Below are 17234 nucleotides of genomic sequence, written 5' to 3' on the forward strand. Positions count from 1 at the left end.
CTTACTTACTCATAAATCACTAGCTCAATAGGCGTAGGGTTATAACCGTTGCAGGGATTGTTAAGCTGAGGACAGTTCGATATCAGGACAATCATGTCCATTTGAGCAGTGATATCGACGTATTTACCAGGGGCTGAGATACCATCATCAAACGCCAAACTACCGTCAGGCGTAATAGGCACGTTCATAAAGAAATTGATATTTGGTCCGACATGACGTAGGTTTAGATCATATTTTTGCGCAACTGGATGCGTTGCTAGAGTATGCATAAAATTATTTCGGCAGCTATGCATAGGATAGGTATCGTGAGCGTAACGCACGGTATTGCTCTCACATGAGCATGCACCGCCCAACGTATCATGACGACCGCAGGTGTCATCTGTGATAGTGGCAATGACTTGCCCTCTATTAGTGAATAGCTGACTACCCATCTCTAAAAACAGCTTTTGATTTTGTGCCAACGTATCTGTGGCACTATAACGTTCATCCGTATCAGCGCAGCTGATAAACAAGGTATCGACTGCCTGATTGCCTTCAGTATCTATGATGCGCAAGGTTTGGTTTTTCTTGACCTCTGCCATCCATCCCTCTCCAGCAGCACAAATTTCACGCAGTTTGATGTGCTTCAGATCGGTTGACTCTAAAGTTGTTGGCACTGGATTTTGAATAGCTTTATCTTTATTTTTAGTATCATCATTAATTGTCATGAGTCTGCTCTCTTAGTTACTATGAATGGTTATGGACGTAGGTATAGTGTGAGCGAACCTATAGAGTCGTTTTACCAGTCAAAAATTAGAAATTAATAACCACTTGATTAGTATTTAATGCCGCTTAATTGATAAGCACTTAATAGCTACTTTCGACTATCAAACAATGCCTTTCGTTAGGCGTTCGTATAGTCGCCGAAATAGCGTGCATTATTCTCAAACCCGCGTTGGTTTTGCGCGCAAGAGTCACGGCAAATATCAAGCTCTGCCTTTGGTACTATAGGGGCTGCCTGACCAATGGTTAGCTCAATGTCAGCTAGATCATAGATGTCTGATGGGTCAAGTGGGTGCGGGGCGTTACAGATGAATACTAAGCAATTCATCTCAAACCGTAGGGCGATTGATTGGTGGGTGTTGTCAGCAGCGATATAGGACAGCCGCCCTTGTAGATCGGGGGTGACTTTGGAAAACAGGTTGACCGTTGCCGTCAGGTCACGCTCATTTAGCGCAAACTTCGACATCTCTGTTAGTAGTCCGTCAAGACCGTTTTGATAGCGCTCGTTACGAGCATCTTGGAAAGTTTTTTTGCCATATTGTGAGCTGACCATAGCAGCGGTGCTAGGGCCACAAATAGCATCGTTCCAGCCATGGTCATCGCTTATAATAGAGGCCAGCACTCGGCCCATATCGGAGTAGAGTACGTGACCTTCAGATAGGTATAAGGTGTGTTGTGCTTTTAGACTATCTGGCATGTTGAAGCGTTCAAGCTTCTCATCAGCATTGACCACATATAGGCTAGCATTGGCATTGGCTGCCAGTGATTTGAGCGTTAATACAGTGTTTTTATTGACACGTCCACACCAATGATGGCCACCTGGTAGAGGCGCGGTGAAACGGTCTGAATACGAGCTATCGGAAGTAGTGATTGAAACGGATGACATAAAAAACTCCACAGTTATGAGCTTAAGTGAACAGTGTCACTTAGAGTCTCCCGGGCTTTTATCCCTCCGTGTAGTTCTTTCGAACCGCCATCTCTCGGACCAGTCATATAGTTTTAGAAAGCTTTCCTCTACTATATCGGAACCCTAGACGGCATTTTTTTAGCTCTTAGATTAATAATATACGGTAGTTAACCGTGTACTGTTAACCATGCAAACGGTATGCCATCCATTTTCTATCACTATCGACTTACCTTTTAATCTTTGTACAAAGTAAAGTTAGCGCACTAAAAAATTCATAATATCTATCCTATTTCTACAAAATAAATAGGCTCCTAGGTACGCTTATAGCTTGATATATATGGATTGGTTAAATAGTAATGAGTTTAATATCATTTCAAAAGTAAATATCTAACATGTTTTGTGGCAGCAACTAAAACGAAATATAGACTGATTCATATACAAATTAAAAAACGCACTATAGTAGAGCATTGTGCACCATAATAATAAATACCGCTCTATTCTGAACCGTTTTAAAAGCACGTTAATATTTAACTTTATCTTTCATAAATTAAACCCTAAAAATAAAAAAAGCACTGGCTCAATGTGAACCAATGCCTTTAACGTATATTGAAAATTGCTGATATTGAACACTAAAAAGAGCACTGGCTCGTATTGAACCAATGCTCCCATATTACACCTATGTATTATCAATGGCTAATTCATAAATGGCTGACTCATAAATGAACATCGCGCATAGGTGTCATCGTCAAATTAGTATCGAGTTACTAGTGCTATTGGTTGATCTTCACCCATGATGTCTTGTGGCATAAATACAGCTTCGCCGCCATTATGAATGACGTGTTCGATGATTTCGCCGATTGCATCGTCTGTGATGCCTTCTGTAGTCGCATCATTGGCAGGACTTAACGTTTGTGCCTTTTCATCAATCTTAGCGGATTGTATATAACCACGGCGTACATAAAGCGTCTCGCCAGCCCCTTGGAAAGCACTGCGATACACTTCCTGCAAATCAGTCTGCAACATATTCGCACCGCGAGCTTTATCGATTTCACCCAATGCAGCTTTATGTAGTGAAGTGCGATACTCTTCTACAGCTTCTTGCACACTATCAACGATATGCTGTGCACTACCATCCTCTAGATTGGTGGCATTCGATACTGTAGCGATGATATTATCTGGACGATCGCATACTTCTTTGTAGTAGCCAATATTTTTTGCATCACCAACTATGACAAGAGGCATTTTATGCTCACCCCATAGTTCTTGGACACTTTTATCAACTTGGTTAAAGAATTCTTTTAAGTGACTGCTTTCGTTGTTTGATGAACGATCTGAGCCACCGTCACCTGTTGTGTATAGTCCGTTGTTTTCGACAGGGAACTGAATGTTCTCCATGTTGTTTTGTGCATCGTCATCTTTATCGAACTCTCTCACAACGCGGTCATTAGATGCTTCAATCAAACGAGCATTGTCACGGGTTAAGACCACCGTATAATAATGAACTGCACTTGCCATATCACGAACCAAGTCACGCGTAGCAAATCTATCTGAAATTACAACACGTTCTGTCGTATCAATTGGCATACGGATAACTTGCACATCATCTGTGCTAGCAAATATAGCTAATGTATCAAGGTTATAATTGTGATTGAGCTCACTGATTTTATTTTGGATATTATCTAGAATGGTAGTCGCTGTGCGTTTATCGTACTCTTTCGTCAGACGATCTTCGGCAACCTTTAATTGGTTTTTTAGAGCGATAGGATCTTGCTCGTTAGCTGGATGTTCACGATGCGTTTTAACAAAGATACTTACTGCAGGGTTAGCTTTAGTTTCACGTAAACTTTTAAGAGTCGCTTTCATATATTGCTCCTTGTTTTATTATCGTTCATTTTTAACTTTATGTATTTCTTCACTTATATACTGTTATGAGCATAGAAATTTCTGTCCGTGTTTTTCTTGCATCCTGTCGATGCATAATATTTAAATTCCATTATCTTGATGCTAACAGCTATACCCCACTACCTGTAGGGTGAATTTGCAAGCAAATGATAGCGCTTTGTAAGTAGAGCACTCTATATTGTTAAAGGACTGCCTTAGCGAGCATAACTACATATTCAGATAATTATCTTGAGAAGTGGAATCTAAGTATCAGAATTTCGATATTTACTTTCAGATTGCTAGCACTACTTTACTCACTTGAATCGTATATAGATGCTTAGGTTGTATTTTTACCAAACGAACCCATCTTTTATATAATCTATATATAAAATAAGAACACACTGTATATTTCAATAGTAGCTAGACTTTTCTCATTTTGATTAATAATAATTCATTGATATCGGATACCTATATGACACCTTCTCCTTTAGATTTACGCCTTGTCGATTTTGCCGACACTGCGCCACATACATTACAGAACCAAGTAATTGATGCTATTGATGCTGCCAATGCTTTTTTAGATACTTTAACCGTGATAGAAAGCGACAGTGCTGAAAAAACAAGTGCTGAAGAAATAAGCGCTGAACAAGCTTTGGCAGATGTGATGAGCTTTGACCATATCAATTTGGCATTAGATCGTAGCTGGGGCATTTTGTCGCATCTCAATAGCGTGATGAGTAACGATGAGATTCGTCATGTTCACCATGAACTGTTACCAAAGCTATCTGCTTACGGTACGCGAGTGGGCCAGCATCAGCCTTTGTTTAATCGCTATCAAGCTATCGTCAATGACACAAATTTCTTTGCTACGTTAGAGCCTGCTCGTGCACGTGCAATCGAACTGGCATTACGTAGCTTTGAGTTATCAGGCGTTGCGTTACCTCAAGCTGAGCAAGAAAAATTTGCCGCTATCCAAAGTGAGTTATCAACCCTGTCTGCAACCTTTTCGGACAATATATTGGATGCGACGCAAGCATTTGCCCTGCCTTTAGAAAACTCCCAATTAAAGGGTCTAACAGAGGGCGGTTTGGCACTATTGGCAGATGCAGGCGAGCAATACAAAGCGCGTGAGCTTGCTAGCGGTGCTCTTAGCCAAGCCGATATAGATGCACTTCCTACTCCTTACTATGTGGCCAGTTTAAATATCCCTGTATATCTAGCGATCATGACTCATGCGGACGATCGTAGCCTACGTGAGACGCTTTATCATGCTTACGTCACACGTGCCTCTGAATTTGATACGCATACCAATGCAAAAGGTAATTCATTAAATAATGCTGACAATATGAGTCAAATACTCTTATTACGTGAGCAAAAAGCCAAGCTACTTGGTTTTGCAAATTATGCCGAAGTATCCCTATCGACTAAGATGGCAGACAGTGTCTTAGAAGTAGAGACATTCTTACGTGACTTAGCAACGCAAGCAACACCTGCTGCCAAAGCGGATTTGGCACAGCTACAGAAATACGCTAGTGATTATGGCATTGATGAATTGCAACCGTGGGATAGCGCTTACATCGCTGAAAAGGTAAAACAAATTGAGTTCAGCTTATCGCAAGAGGAAATTCGTCCATATTTCCCATTACCTAAAGTGGTTAATGGCTTGTTCACTATCGTTGAGCGTCTATACGGTATCAAAGTACAAGAGCAAAGCCATAAAAATGCAGAAAGTGATTCAGTATCTCGCTGGCATGACGATGTGAGTTTTTATCAATTATTCGACGCTGATGATCGCTTGCTTGGTGGCTTCTACTTTGACTTATTTGTGCGTAGCGGTAAGCGTGGCGGTGCATGGATGAGTGGTTTCCAATCTCGCTATAGCTATGAAGAACAAAACCATCAGCAACTGCCCGTTTGCTTTATGGTTGGAAATTTCACGCCAACACTTGATGGCAAACCTAGTTTATTGACTCATGATGAAGTATTAACCTTATTCCACGAGTTTGGTCATGGTTTGCATCATTTATTGACCCAAGTGACGGTGGGTGATGTCGCTGGTGTCAATGGTGTTGAGTGGGATGCAGTCGAGCTTCCTAGTCAGTTTATGGAAAACTGGGCTTGGGACGCTGAAGGCATCGCCCTTATCAGCAGTCACGTTGAGACTGGTGAGCCATTGCCTAAAGACAAACTTGATGCACTACTAGCAGTCAAAAATTTCCAAAGCGGCATGCAAACGCTGCGTCAGATTGAGTTTGCCCTATTCGACTTACTCATTCACGCTCATACGCCAGCACTTAGTTACGATGCCATTTTAGAGACGCTCAATACTGTCCGTAATGATATCTCCGTTATGCAAACACCTGACTATAACCGCTTTGCTAATGGTTTTAGTCATATCTTCGCAGGTGGTTATGCTGCAGGCTATTACTCATATAAATGGGCGGAACTGCTATCAGCTGATGCGTTTAGCAAGTTTGAAGAAGACGGTATTTTCAACCCAGCGACAGGTAAAGCGTTCCGTGAATCTATCTTATCTGTTGGTGGCAGTTTCCCAGCGAAAACCAACTTTGAAAACTTCCGCGGTCGTAGCGCCAGTATCGACGCCTTGCTACGTCATAATGGTTTCACTGATGTTAAAAATATTGATGCGGCAAATACTCAAACGACGCGCGAGGTCATTTAAATGCGTTATCAATCATCTAGTCCCAAGCGCCGATTTTTAGCAGGGGTACGTTGTCCGAAATGTCAGGAGATGGACGCTGTGGTGCAAATCAATATCGTGACTCCTGCCCCAGATGAGTATATTGAATGCACTCAGTGCGGACACACAGAGCATCGCCCTGACCCTGATGCCATTAGTGCTAAGAACCATTTAGAAGATCAGATAGCTCGTGATGCGATGGCAACTGGCACCAGCGGTACTGTAAAATTTAAGTCTTAGTTATTTAGTTTTCATATCTGAAAACAGATTAAATCCTTTATTGTTTAATGGTCTATTAAGCCTATCTATCAATAGATAGGCTTTTTATTTTGAGTTTGCTATAGTATGGCTACTTATATTCTTGATATGAATTGATCACAACATGAAACCAGACAATATCCGGCCTTCATCAACCCACACTTCTAAGAAAAAACAGACTAAATCACGTCAGAAAATTTTGGCAATACTTATCTCAGTATTGCTACTTATCGTCATTGTCTACCTTATTGTAGGAAGGTCTGGCACTCAGTCCACACTCCCTATAGATGATGCCACTTCAGCACCAGTAACTAACCAATCACAGACAGAATCAGTCACAGACAGCACTTCAGAAGTATCAGATGATTCTGTGATTGACGACGGTGTGCTCATGGATGAAAACTCTGAAGCAGCCAATAATGACAATAACGCGATACCAAATCCTACTGCTATATTAGATGCACCTCTACCAGAAAATGATAGCTTGGCTAAAGAAGAGATTGATCGTTTAGAAGATGAGCGTCAGCGACTGGCCGAACAAGAAAAGTTAGCAGCGGAACAAGTGGCTATGAATAAGCAATTGACTGATATGAAGGCAGAACAAATTGCGCTACTCGAACAACAAATTGCTCAGTTAGAAGCAAACGACTCTAATAAAGCGACGGTTCAATAACCGTATACTTGATTTGGTTATTGAGAGGCTTACGATGGCGATTTTGCAATTCACACATGCCTCTATTTTAAATAGCAATGCACAGTTGCTTATTTTACCTGTCAACAATGCTGGTGTCGTTTTAGATCCTGTACTCACACGAGCGAAAACTCTATTTCCTGATAATTATAGTCGCTATCATCGTGCGTGCCGCGATGGTAGTCTGAACGTTGGTAGCTGCTTACTTAATAAGCGCACACGTGAGCAAGTCGGACTTGGTATCAGTAGTAATGGGAATCAGCCAAACTACATTGCCAACCTTGTGATATCAAACCATCCTTATCATCCAGCGCGCACACGTTGGCTGACTGCTGCTTTGATTGATTTGCAACAGCAAATAATGCCGCTTATACGTTACCAAGGTATACGCAGAGTTGCATTGCTTGCGCGGCCACTTATCTCAGGCAGACCACGTGATATCGTATCCAATGAAAGCACTACAGTAGATACCCTGCCTTTAGACTGGCATGCTGATACGTTGCCATTACTAACTGAGTACTTACAAGACCTACCAAAACTTCGTATCGATATACACCTGCCTAAAAGCATTGAGTTACAAATGGCCTTTTAGCTAGCCAGTCATCATCTTTTTGGACACATAAAAAAACCGCCCTGAATACTCATAACGAGCATTTCAAAGCGGTTTTTTATTACTTAAACTACATCAGATATTGAGTATTAGTTCTGCTCAACACCTTTCATAGTTAGTTTGATACGACCACGGTTATCAACGTCTTGTACGAGTACTTTAACGACCTGACCTTCTTTTAGATAGTCTGATACATTCTCTACGCGCTCTTCTGCGATTTGTGAAATATGTACTAGGCCATCAGTGTTTGGCAAGACATTTACAAATGCACCGAAGTCGACGATACGAGCAACGGTACCTTCATAAGTTTTACCAACTTCAACTTCAGCAGTTAGTGCTTCGATTTTACCGATAGCTGCCTTGGTCGCTGCTTTGTTTTCACCAAAGATACGGATAGTACCAGCATCATCGATATCGATAACTGCGCCAGTTTCTTCCGTTAGCTGACGAATAGTTGCGCCGCCTTTACCGATAACGTCACGAATCTTGTCTGGGTTGATTTCGATAACCGCGTAGTTTGGTGCATGAGCATTGATTTCAGTACGGCTCTCAGGCAATACTTGGTTCATTGCTTCTAGGATATGGATACGACCTGCATGGGCTTGTTTAAGCGCTTGCTCCATGATGTCAGGGGTAATACCTTCGATTTTGATATCCATCTGAAGTGCAGTGATACCGTTTTTAGAACCGGCTACTTTAAAGTCCATATCACCTAGATGATCTTCATCACCTAAGATATCTGACAATACAGCAAAACGATCGCCTTCTTTAACCAGACCCATCGCGATACCAGCAACTGGTGCTTTTAATGGTACGCCTGCGTCCATCAATGCCAAGCTTGCGCCACAAACAGAAGCCATAGAAGATGAACCGTTAGATTCAGTGATTTCTGATACCACACGAATCACATACGGGAAACGCTCACTATCTGGCAACATCGCTTGTACACCGCGGCGTGCTAGACGACCATGGCCGATTTCACGACGTTTTGGAATACCTTCACGGCCCGTTTCACCAACTGAGAAATGCGGGAAGTTGTAATGCAGCATGAAATGGTCACGAATCGTGCCACCTAGTGAGTCAATCATGTTGACGTCACGGCTGTTACCAAGTGTGGTAGTAACCAATGCCTGCGTCTCACCACGTGTGAACAATGCTGAACCATGCGTATATGGCAATACACCAACTTGTACGTCAAGCGCACGAACTGTCTCAGGGTCACGACCATCGATACGCGGCTTACCTGACAAGATATTGTCACGAACAGTACGATATTTAAGGTCGTTATAGATTTCTTTAAGCTCAGATACGGTATCAGCATAAGTTTCTGACTCAGCATCACCAGCAAGTGCATCAATAATTGACTGCTTAATTTCATCAAGCTTCGTGTAACGTGCTTGCTTATCAGTAATGGTATAAGCGTCAGCAACTTGCTCGCCGAACTGCTCTTTCATGCTGCTGGTAAGGGCTTGGTCACGCTCAGGAGCAGAGTATTGCTGCTTAGCAGTACCGATTTCTTCAGCCATTGAAGCAATGTTATCAATAACGATTTGTTGTTGCTGATGGCCGTACAATACTGCACCTAACATCTGGTCTTCTGACAGCTCTGCCGCTTCAGATTCAACCATTAATACCGCAGACTTAGTACCAGCCACAACCAAATCTAGATCACTGGTTTCAAGCTGCTCAGACGTTGGGTTTAGAACGTATTCGCCATTAATGAAACCAACACGAGCGGCAGCAACAGGACCATTAAATGGTGCATCAGAAATAGCCAATGCTGCTGAAGCACCGATTAGTGCAGCGATATCTGCAGACTGAGTTTTATCTGATGATACAACTGTTGCGGTAATTTGGATTTCGTTTACATAGCCTTCTGGGAATAGCGGACGAATCGGACGGTCAATCAAGCGTGAAGTTAAAGTTTCAAATTCGCTCGCACGGCCTTCACGTTTGCCGTAAGCACCTGGGATTTTACCCGCTGCATACATTTTTTCTTGATAATTAACCGTTAGCGGAAAGAAGTTTTGACCTTCTTTAGCTTCTGATTTTACGACTGCTGCAACTAATACGGTTAAGCCACCCATGTGTACTAAAATAGAGTTTGCTTGACGGGCAATACGGCCTGTCTCGATAACAACCTGCTGGTTGCCATATTGAAATTCACGCTTAATGGTGTTGAACATTGTCATATAATCTTCCTAATGTTGACTGACAAAACTGATATCAGCATCAAAAAAAGCTGATATCTGTCATTAAAATTCTGTGTATATGGCTATCAGTTGACATGTTTTCTATTAGAAATCATCGCAACCAATGCCAATAACGTTACTTGGTTGTCTCATATATTTGTCTGAGTTAGACATCGTACTATTATGTATATTCGGTCGTGCAATTTTGGCTTTACTATAAATACTATCAAAAAGACATTAAGTCAAAAGACTTCGATGCTAAAAACCCTACAGGCTATTTTCTAGGTTTTCAAATATCAGCTATCTGCGCTGATTACCAAGCCAAATAATGAATATTTCATCAGTAATTGCCATATCTGTAGCAGATGCGCTATCAAACTCACAAGGCATTATTTTACAGTGATTTATAGCCATTGACCAATTAATTGCACAGTAGCGCAATTATCATCAGAAAATACCGCATTTGAGGCTTGGTTAGTACAGTTTATACCTATATTCCTCTTAGCTATTCTAGAGAAGGGGTTCTACCTCTTACTACTTGAGCACAGTATCTAAAACGAATAAGCATAAAAAAACGGCGTGAAACTATTCCACACCGTTTTTAGAAAAATCTATTTTATCGATAACAACAAACAAGTTCCAAGCGATTTAGCAAAAAATTCAGCATTCACTCGTACTATTGTCGTTAGATTAACGACGTAGACCTAACTGGCTGATTAGAGTAGTGTAACGACCAAGGTCTTTACCTTTTAAGTAATCAAGCAGTTTACGACGCGTGTTAACCATACGGATAAGACCGCGACGGCTATGATGGTCAGCTTTGTGTGCTTTAAAGTGGTTCTGCAAATCATTGATACGAGCACTCAACAAAGCTACTTGAACTTCTGGAGAACCAGTGTCATTTTCGCCACGTTGGTATTGAGCGATGATTTGTTCACGATCGGTATTAGTTAGCATAAATATCTCCGGCAATGCTAAAAACTTTAAATACAGGCTGCAATTTGAGTCAGTATTAAAGCAATAGAATAATAAATAAAATAACCTGTACGCCATTCAGGACAACCCTGCATTACTAGAGTTGACCTAGTGTACGACAAGCTCAGTTAACAACCATTTAGCATGTTTTGAATCGTACATTGCATTTAGCTATAGCACTACTTAATCAAAGTAATGGGCTAATGACAGTACATCATCCAAAACCTAATTTAAATGTGGGGGTAATTATAACAAAAAACTGCTGAACTAGCAGCAGTTTTTCATAATACTTGTAAAGCTACCTTTAGTCTCTGGTAACTAGTATCTAATAGATAACTATTAAGAGCCTACCTAGGCTACTTGTTAACGTCAGACTCTGTCGCATTGCCGCCTAGTTCATCATCTTCAAGAGGCGCGGCAGTAGTTACTTCAGCTAGACTGTCTGGGGCAGTATGCTCACGTGGATTGATTTCTTCTGCAAGCTTTTCAATCTCTTTTTCTTGCTCGTCCATATTGTTCGGTGAATTACTCATATTAGCTCCTGAATTATTATTTTGTGGACTAACTGTCGTTGCACTCATCGATCATAAGACGTGCAAACTATAAACATATCAATGCCACCTATTACAGGTGGCATATTAAAAACCTACTTATCTTCTTTCGCGTTTTCTAAGTTAGCTGCGATACGTTCTGCTGCTGCTTCGCTGTTTTCACTATGATTGTCTTCAGTTTGACCTTTAAGTGCTGCTTCTGCTGAATCAGAACGTTGTTGCTCAAGCTTAGTATCATTTGGATTAGAGTTTGACATAGTATCTTCCTTAGTTATGGTTATAAATGTTAGTTATACGGAATTGAAATTTAATAGTACTTAATTAATTGAACTGGTTTATTTAGAAATCAAAATTCTAGGATAATGCATTATCTATGGCATCAACAAAATTGGGTATATCGTCTGGGTTACGTGAAGTAATAAGATTGCCATCTATTTGTACTGTCTTATCTACGTAGTTTGCTCCAGCATTTTCTAAATCTAGTTGCAATGTATGATAAGCGGTAAGTGTTTTGCCTTTAGCAATACCTGTATTGATGAGAACCCAAGGAGCATGACAAATAACAGCTAATGGCTTTCCTGCTTCATGAATAGTATTGATAATTTGATGAGCCTTTTCGTTGCCACGAATAGTATCTGCGTTGACAGTACCGCCTGGTAAAACCAATGCATCATACTCAGAAACGTTGGCATCTTCTGCAAAGATATCAGCAGTAAAAGTATCACTCTTATCTACGTCTTGCTGCATGGCTTGCACTTCTTTTTTATCATTTGTTGTTATGAGAAGTGTTTTGTAGCCTTTGTCTTTTAGCTGATTATTGACGTCTTCGTACTCTGCTTGTTCGAAGTGGTTATGTAGTAAAAAAGCGATCGTTTTCATAACTTTCCTTCTTCTTATCTATTAGTTTTTGTGAGCCATTATCTTTTTATTAGCTAGTTTTATTATTATTTGGTAGTACATTTTCCTTTGAACTATTTTATTTTTATTCAAATGCGTCCTTTCTGCATTAATTTTTTCTTTTAATTGTCTATTTTTTAATTATTAACTTTATAGCAATTTTTTATTCTTATAATATTTATCCATTTTATTTTTTAGCTCAGCATTTCCTATCTGATGAATCTAGAGTACAAAAAAAACAGGTTTCACCATAGGCGAAACCTGCAATAAAATGTGACGGTATGTGATTAGTGTAAACTATTAGTAAATCAGGCCAACGTTAGGTGGTAGTTTCTCTATTTAAGTAACATTGGTGAAAACGTGACTATTAGCGCTGAATCAATTTCTTAGGTTGTAGACGTCCGTTTAAGCTCACAGACCCCAAACCAAGAAACTCTCCCTGCTCATTGAGTAGACGTATATCAACTGGTATTTCGTGCTCTAGGAGCTGAGGCACATCAAGATCAGTATCAGCTTTACCATTGGTACTAGCGTCATCATCGATACCGACAGAACTATCATTAGACAGCTGGTTAGAAACCATATTAGCAACATAATCTTTGAGCTTACCTGTTAGCTCATCAAATACGTTTAGGCGCTGCCCCATATGTACACGGGCGCATTGTTCCTCTGTCAGCATCAGTTCAGCATTGATATCAATACAAGCATCGATAGGCAGTAGCCAAGACTGACGCTCCTCTAGACCATGCTCTTCTAATGAAGATAAAGCGATAGCATCATCAATGCTAAAGCTCCCTACTTGTGTACGACGTAATGCCGTCAAATGTCCTAGCGTACCTAACTGCTTTGCAATATCTTCCGCTAATACACGTACATACGTACCTTTTGTACAAGTAACCGTGAGATTAATCTGGGTATCATCTATCATCTGTAGATTGATTGCTTTAATCGTGATATCTCTGGGCGGTCTATCAACCTCAATACCAGCGCGAGCATATTCATACAGTTTTTTACCGTCTTTTTTTAGCGCTGAATACATCGGTGGTATCTGCTGCTGAGCACCCAAAAACTGCTGTGCAATAGTTGCCAATGATGCTTCGTCGAATACTGGGATAGAAGCCTGCGTTACAATTTGGCCATCAGCATCACCAGTATCGGTTTGGCTACCTAGCAAGATAGTCGCTTGATAAGATTTATCAGCATCCAGTTGATAATGGCTAAACTTGGTGGCTTCACCCAAGCAAATAGGCAGTAAGCCAGTTGCCATTGGATCAAGCGTTCCTGTATGCCCCGCCTTTTTACTATCGTGTATCGGTGATTTAAATAAATACTTCACTTTTGACACGACTTGCTGCGACGTCATACCTTTGGGTTTATCCACCAATATGACACCTGAAACTTTTATTTTTTCAGGTACTTTATTGGCTTGTTTATCAACTTGCTTAGACGCTATAGACATAATAATAATTTACTCGTCATTCTCGTTTTGCTCAGTTTTAGTCACGGCCTTACTAATCAAGTCCATCATATAGTTACCACGAGCCGTTACTTCATCATAATGAAAACGTAAGCGCGGCGTAGTACGTGTTTTTAAGCTATGGCTTAGTTCCGTACGCAAAAACCCTGCTGCTTTATTCAATACCTTGATGCTCTCTTCATGATTAGTTTTGTTCATGGCATCATTGAGCTCAGGCTCCATGATAGTGACATAGACGTCCGCATAGCCTAAATCTGGGCTAACTTTGACACTAGAGATTGTGACAAAACCTGTTAGACGAGGGTCATTGACTTCATCACGAATAAGAACAGCAAGCTCACGCTGAATCTGATCCGATAATCTTTGTAAACGTTGGTTCATGTTATTACCTTACTTTAATGGGCTTATTTTATTACTGTATAAGTCTGCTGATTAATAAATGTTGCACTGATATGTGCTAAAAAAGGCCTAGCAGGATGTACCTGTTAGGCCTAAGTACAGCTGAATATTAGCAAAGTATATAAACAGCTCAGCGGATTACGCATATTGCATTAAGACATACTCTGCTATTGAACAGCAGCTTTAGATAGTACGTGCGAACTCTTGGATTTCAAAGACTTCGATCTTATCGCCAGCTTCAACATCATAGCCACGAACGGCCAGACCACATTCCATACCAGTACGTACTTCATTAACGTCTTCTTTATAGCGACGTAATGATTGCAGTTGACCAGTAAAGATAACTTGATCATCACGCAATACGCGGATAGGTTTGTTGCGATAGATTGTACCTTCGACCACCATACAACCAGCAGCAGCACCAAACTTACTAGAACGGAATACTTCACGAACGTCTGCAACACCAAGGATTTTCTCACGATGTTCAGGAGCAAGCATACCGCTCATTGCTGATTTCACATCATCGATCAAACCATAGATTACGCTATAGTAGCGAATATCCATGTTAGCAGTGTCTGCTTTGCGACGTGCGGTAGCATCTGCACGAACGTTAAAGCCTAACAGTACCGCTTCACTAGATTCTGCAAGGGTTACGTCAGACTCAGAGATAGGACCAACGCCTGAACTGATCACTCTGACTTTTACTTCGTCAGTAGACAATTCGTTTAGGGCAGCTAGTAGTGCTTCAAGTGAACCACGTACGTCTGTTTTTAGTACGATATTCAAGAATGACACATCGCCTTGACCCATCTGATCAAACATGCTTTCTAAACGCATGGCATTCTGACGCTCAAGTTGACGCTCACGCTCACGGTTGGTTCTAAAGTCCGCAACTTCACGAGCTTTTTTCTCGTCCGTCACAACTAGGAACTCGCTACCAGCAGCAGGTGTCTCAGGCAGACCTAAAATCTCTACAGGGATAGAAGGACCAGCTGATTTGATACGTTGGCCATGCTCATCAGTCAACGCACGAACTTTACCATAGTGCTCACCAGCTAGAACCAAGTCGCCTTGTTTTAATGTCCCTTTTTTCACTAGGACACTAACGACAGGACCACGACCCTTTTCAAGTCTTGATTCAATAACCACACCCTGAGCAGCACCGTCTAGTGGCGCTTCTAGTTCCATTAACTCAGCTTGCAAGCTAATGAATTCTAGTAAGTCTTCAATACCTTCGCCTGTTTTGGCTGAGATACGAGCCATTGGTGTATCGCCGCCCCATTCTTCTGAAACAACTTCTTTCGTCGTTAATTCATTAAGAACACGGTCAGGATCAGCACCTGGCTTATCCATTTTGTTGATAGCAACAATGATTGGCGTACCAGCTGCACGTGCATGATCAATTGCTTCTGCTGTTTGTGGCATCATGCCATCGTCAGCTGCAACAACCAATACAACGATATCAGTCGCTTGAGCACCACGTGAACGCATTGCGCTAAAAGCTGCGTGACCTGGAGTATCAAGGAAAGTAATAACACCGCGATCAGTTTTTACATGGTAAGCACCGATATGCTGTGTAATGCCGCCCGCTTCACCATTCGCAACTTTAGTTTCACGAATTTTATCTAGTAGTGAGGTCTTACCATGATCGACGTGACCCATGATAGTTACTACTGGTGGACGAGTTTGGATGTTGCTACTACGCTCATCGACTGCATACTGTAAGTCATCTTCGACTTTAGTATCACTAACTGGTACTGGATTGTGACCCATTTCTTCAACAAGCAAGCTTGCGGTTGCTTGATCAATCGTATCTGATTCACGAGCCATTTCACCCATTTTCATAAGTAATTTGGTGACTTCACGAGCTTTAACCGCCATACGCTGTGCAAGATCGGCAACTGAAATTTGTTCACTAATCTCGACATCATAGACGATTTTTTCGACAGGTTTTTCAAATTTATGCTGTGATGCCTGAGTTGAACGCAAACCGTTTTTGCGGTTTTTGATTTCGCGCTCATCTTGGTTCTTACGACGACGACCACGAGTACCAGTACTGTTCGAACCGCGTTTGATTTCGCGACGCTCTTTTTCAAATGACTCTTCTAGTGCATCACCGACCAGACCTTCAGCCAATGGCTCATCTTTACGTACTTCAGTAACAGGTTCACGATCTGTATATTTACCAGCCATTTTGCGCATTTGCTCAAGTGTACGCTTTTGCGCTTCTTCAGCTTGTGTGCGGCGGGTTTCTAGTTCGATTTCACGCAGACGCGCTTCTTCTTTTTCACGAGTTTCGCGAGCTTTACGTTCCGCAGCGGTTTCAACTTTAGGCTTAGTTGCAGCAACTTTCTTCTTCGGCTGCTCTTTAGGCTTAACTTCAGCAGTCGCTTTGCCGCCTTTTTTGACGACAACTGATGTAGAAATATCATCGTTTTTGTCGTCTGATTTTTTGCTAGATCCTAAGCTTGCACGCATTGCTGCTAGCGTTGCTGCTTGACGCTCTTCCGCTTTTTTCTTAGTAGCGGCGCGTTCTTCAGCTTCTTTTGCTGCACGTTCTTGAGAATCAATTAGAGCCTGCTCACGAGCAGCTAGCTCTTCAGCCATTTTTTCTGGATCAGGCTTTTCAAATACTTTCTTTTTACGCACTTCTACGTTGACGCTCTTAGATTTACCAGAAGAGCCGGTCACACGTGCAGTACTGGTCGTCTTAGATTTAAGACTAATACGACGCTTTTCTTGTTGACCATGACTTTGCTTTAAATACGTCACCAGCTTTTCTTGCTCAAGCTCGGTGACTAGGTCATCCTCTGCGCGAGCAGGCAGGCCAGCATCTACTAATTGCTGCTTTACAGCATCTGTAGTTTTGCCTACCATTTCTGCCAGTTCTTTGACGGTCTTATCTGCCATTTATTATCACCTACTGTCTATTA

At 41.4% G+C, this 17234-nt stretch carries 15 protein-coding genes and 1 riboswitch; of the genes, 4 read left to right on the forward strand and 11 right to left on the reverse strand.

The window, feature by feature from the left end:
- Positions 1-5: 5 nt before the first annotated feature.
- From ABFV72_RS05105 to ABFV72_RS05115, 3 genes are all read right to left on the reverse strand, one after another.
- Entirely contained in the window at positions 6-707 is a 702-nt protein-coding gene (locus tag ABFV72_RS05105; RefSeq protein ID WP_347162683.1) for an urea amidolyase associated protein UAAP2, read from the reverse strand.
- A gap of 176 nt (positions 708-883) precedes the next feature.
- Positions 884-1648: an urea amidolyase associated protein UAAP1 gene (locus tag ABFV72_RS05110; protein WP_347162684.1), complete on the reverse strand. Its 765-nt coding sequence runs from the start codon at positions 1646-1648 to the stop codon at positions 884-886.
- A gap of 45 nt (positions 1649-1693) precedes the next feature.
- A riboswitch (guanidine-I (ykkC/yxkD leader) is annotated at positions 1694-1807 on the reverse strand.
- A 612-nt stretch (positions 1808-2419) separates the two neighbouring features.
- Complete coding sequence (locus ABFV72_RS05115) at positions 2420-3532, reverse strand: hypothetical protein (RefSeq protein WP_191114503.1); 1113 nt, start codon at positions 3530-3532, stop codon at positions 2420-2422.
- 490 nt (positions 3533-4022) lie between these two features.
- Here ABFV72_RS05115 and ABFV72_RS05120 point away from each other — a divergent pair, with 490 nt between their 5' ends.
- The 4 genes from ABFV72_RS05120 (at position 4023) to ABFV72_RS05135 (ending at position 7792) form a co-directional block, all read left to right on the forward strand.
- Entirely contained in the window at positions 4023-6233 is a 2211-nt protein-coding gene (locus ABFV72_RS05120) for a M3 family metallopeptidase (protein WP_347162685.1), read from the forward strand.
- The gene (locus tag ABFV72_RS05125) at positions 6234-6491 is read left to right on the forward strand and encodes a YheV family putative metal-binding protein (protein WP_347162686.1); all 258 of its coding nucleotides are present in this window, start codon (positions 6234-6236) and stop codon (positions 6489-6491) included. It abuts the gene before it with no gap.
- Positions 6492-6633: 142 nt separating this feature from the next.
- Positions 6634-7182, forward strand: a complete 549-nt coding sequence (locus tag ABFV72_RS05130) for a hypothetical protein (protein ID WP_347162687.1) — start codon at positions 6634-6636, stop codon at positions 7180-7182.
- A gap of 34 nt (positions 7183-7216) precedes the next feature.
- Entirely contained in the window at positions 7217-7792 is a 576-nt protein-coding gene (locus ABFV72_RS05135) for a hypothetical protein (RefSeq protein WP_347162688.1), read from the forward strand.
- Positions 7793-7899: 107 nt separating this feature from the next.
- On the opposite strand, the gene pnp is transcribed toward ABFV72_RS05135, so the two are convergent.
- The 8 genes from pnp to infB all read right to left on the reverse strand — a co-directional run bounded on the left by pnp (position 7900) and on the right by infB (position 17211).
- Positions 7900-10002: a polyribonucleotide nucleotidyltransferase gene (gene pnp, locus ABFV72_RS05140; protein WP_347162689.1), complete on the reverse strand. Its 2103-nt coding sequence runs from the start codon at positions 10000-10002 to the stop codon at positions 7900-7902.
- Between the two features lie 690 nt (positions 10003-10692).
- Positions 10693-10959, reverse strand: a complete 267-nt coding sequence (gene rpsO, locus ABFV72_RS05145; RefSeq protein WP_045443035.1) for a 30S ribosomal protein S15 — start codon at positions 10957-10959, stop codon at positions 10693-10695.
- Positions 10960-11333: 374 nt separating this feature from the next.
- Positions 11334-11510 (reverse strand): hypothetical protein, encoded by a 177-nt coding sequence (locus ABFV72_RS05150; protein WP_347162690.1) that lies wholly within the window; start codon positions 11508-11510, stop codon positions 11334-11336.
- Positions 11511-11623: 113 nt separating this feature from the next.
- A complete protein-coding gene (locus ABFV72_RS05155; RefSeq protein ID WP_162799524.1) occupies positions 11624-11785 on the reverse strand; it encodes a hypothetical protein in 162 nt (53 codons plus the stop codon).
- Between the two features lie 97 nt (positions 11786-11882).
- Positions 11883-12407, reverse strand: a complete 525-nt coding sequence (locus ABFV72_RS05160) for a type 1 glutamine amidotransferase domain-containing protein (RefSeq protein WP_347162691.1) — start codon at positions 12405-12407, stop codon at positions 11883-11885.
- A gap of 385 nt (positions 12408-12792) precedes the next feature.
- Positions 12793-13884, reverse strand: a complete 1092-nt coding sequence (gene truB / locus ABFV72_RS05165) for a tRNA pseudouridine(55) synthase TruB (protein ID WP_347162692.1) — start codon at positions 13882-13884, stop codon at positions 12793-12795.
- 9 nt (positions 13885-13893) lie between these two features.
- Complete coding sequence (locus tag ABFV72_RS05170) at positions 13894-14283, reverse strand: ribosome-binding factor A (RefSeq protein WP_102078739.1); 390 nt, start codon at positions 14281-14283, stop codon at positions 13894-13896.
- 201 nt (positions 14284-14484) lie between these two features.
- Positions 14485-17211, reverse strand: coding sequence for a translation initiation factor IF-2 (gene infB / locus ABFV72_RS05175; protein WP_347162693.1), 2727 nt, complete (start codon positions 17209-17211; stop codon positions 14485-14487).
- Positions 17212-17234 lie beyond the last annotated feature (23 nt).

It is taken from the genome of Psychrobacter proteolyticus (assembly GCF_039762275.1).
GTDB classification, from domain to species: Bacteria; Pseudomonadota; Gammaproteobacteria; order Pseudomonadales; family Moraxellaceae; genus Psychrobacter; species Psychrobacter proteolyticus_C.

Excerpts from the sequence above, each read along its gene's own strand:
- ABFV72_RS05170 (WP_102078739.1), bottom strand. The coding sequence starts at position 14,283 with ATGAACCAACGTTTACAAAGATTATCGGATCAGATTCAGCGTGAGCTT.
- ABFV72_RS05150 (WP_347162690.1), bottom strand. The coding sequence starts at position 11,510 with ATGAGTAATTCACCGAACAATATGGACGAGCAAGAAAAAGAGATTGAA.
- pnp (WP_347162689.1), bottom strand. The coding sequence starts at position 10,002 with ATGACAATGTTCAACACCATTAAGCGTGAATTTCAATATGGCAACCAG.
- ABFV72_RS05110 (WP_347162684.1), bottom strand. The coding sequence starts at position 1,648 with ATGTCATCCGTTTCAATCACTACTTCCGATAGCTCGTATTCAGACCGT.
- infB (WP_347162693.1), bottom strand. The coding sequence starts at position 17,211 with ATGGCAGATAAGACCGTCAAAGAACTGGCAGAAATGGTAGGCAAAACT.
- ABFV72_RS05130 (WP_347162687.1), top strand. The coding sequence starts at position 6,634 with ATGAAACCAGACAATATCCGGCCTTCATCAACCCACACTTCTAAGAAA.
- truB (WP_347162692.1), bottom strand. The coding sequence starts at position 13,884 with ATGTCTATAGCGTCTAAGCAAGTTGATAAACAAGCCAATAAAGTACCT.
- ABFV72_RS05120 (WP_347162685.1), top strand. The coding sequence starts at position 4,023 with ATGACACCTTCTCCTTTAGATTTACGCCTTGTCGATTTTGCCGACACT.
- ABFV72_RS05105 (WP_347162683.1), bottom strand. The coding sequence starts at position 707 with ATGACAATTAATGATGATACTAAAAATAAAGATAAAGCTATTCAAAAT.
- ABFV72_RS05115 (WP_191114503.1), bottom strand. The coding sequence starts at position 3,532 with ATGAAAGCGACTCTTAAAAGTTTACGTGAAACTAAAGCTAACCCTGCA.
- ABFV72_RS05125 (WP_347162686.1), top strand. The coding sequence starts at position 6,234 with ATGCGTTATCAATCATCTAGTCCCAAGCGCCGATTTTTAGCAGGGGTA.
- ABFV72_RS05160 (WP_347162691.1), bottom strand. The coding sequence starts at position 12,407 with ATGAAAACGATCGCTTTTTTACTACATAACCACTTCGAACAAGCAGAG.
- ABFV72_RS05135 (WP_347162688.1), top strand. The coding sequence starts at position 7,217 with ATGGCGATTTTGCAATTCACACATGCCTCTATTTTAAATAGCAATGCA.
- rpsO (WP_045443035.1), bottom strand. The coding sequence starts at position 10,959 with ATGCTAACTAATACCGATCGTGAACAAATCATCGCTCAATACCAACGT.
- ABFV72_RS05155 (WP_162799524.1), bottom strand. The coding sequence starts at position 11,785 with ATGTCAAACTCTAATCCAAATGATACTAAGCTTGAGCAACAACGTTCT.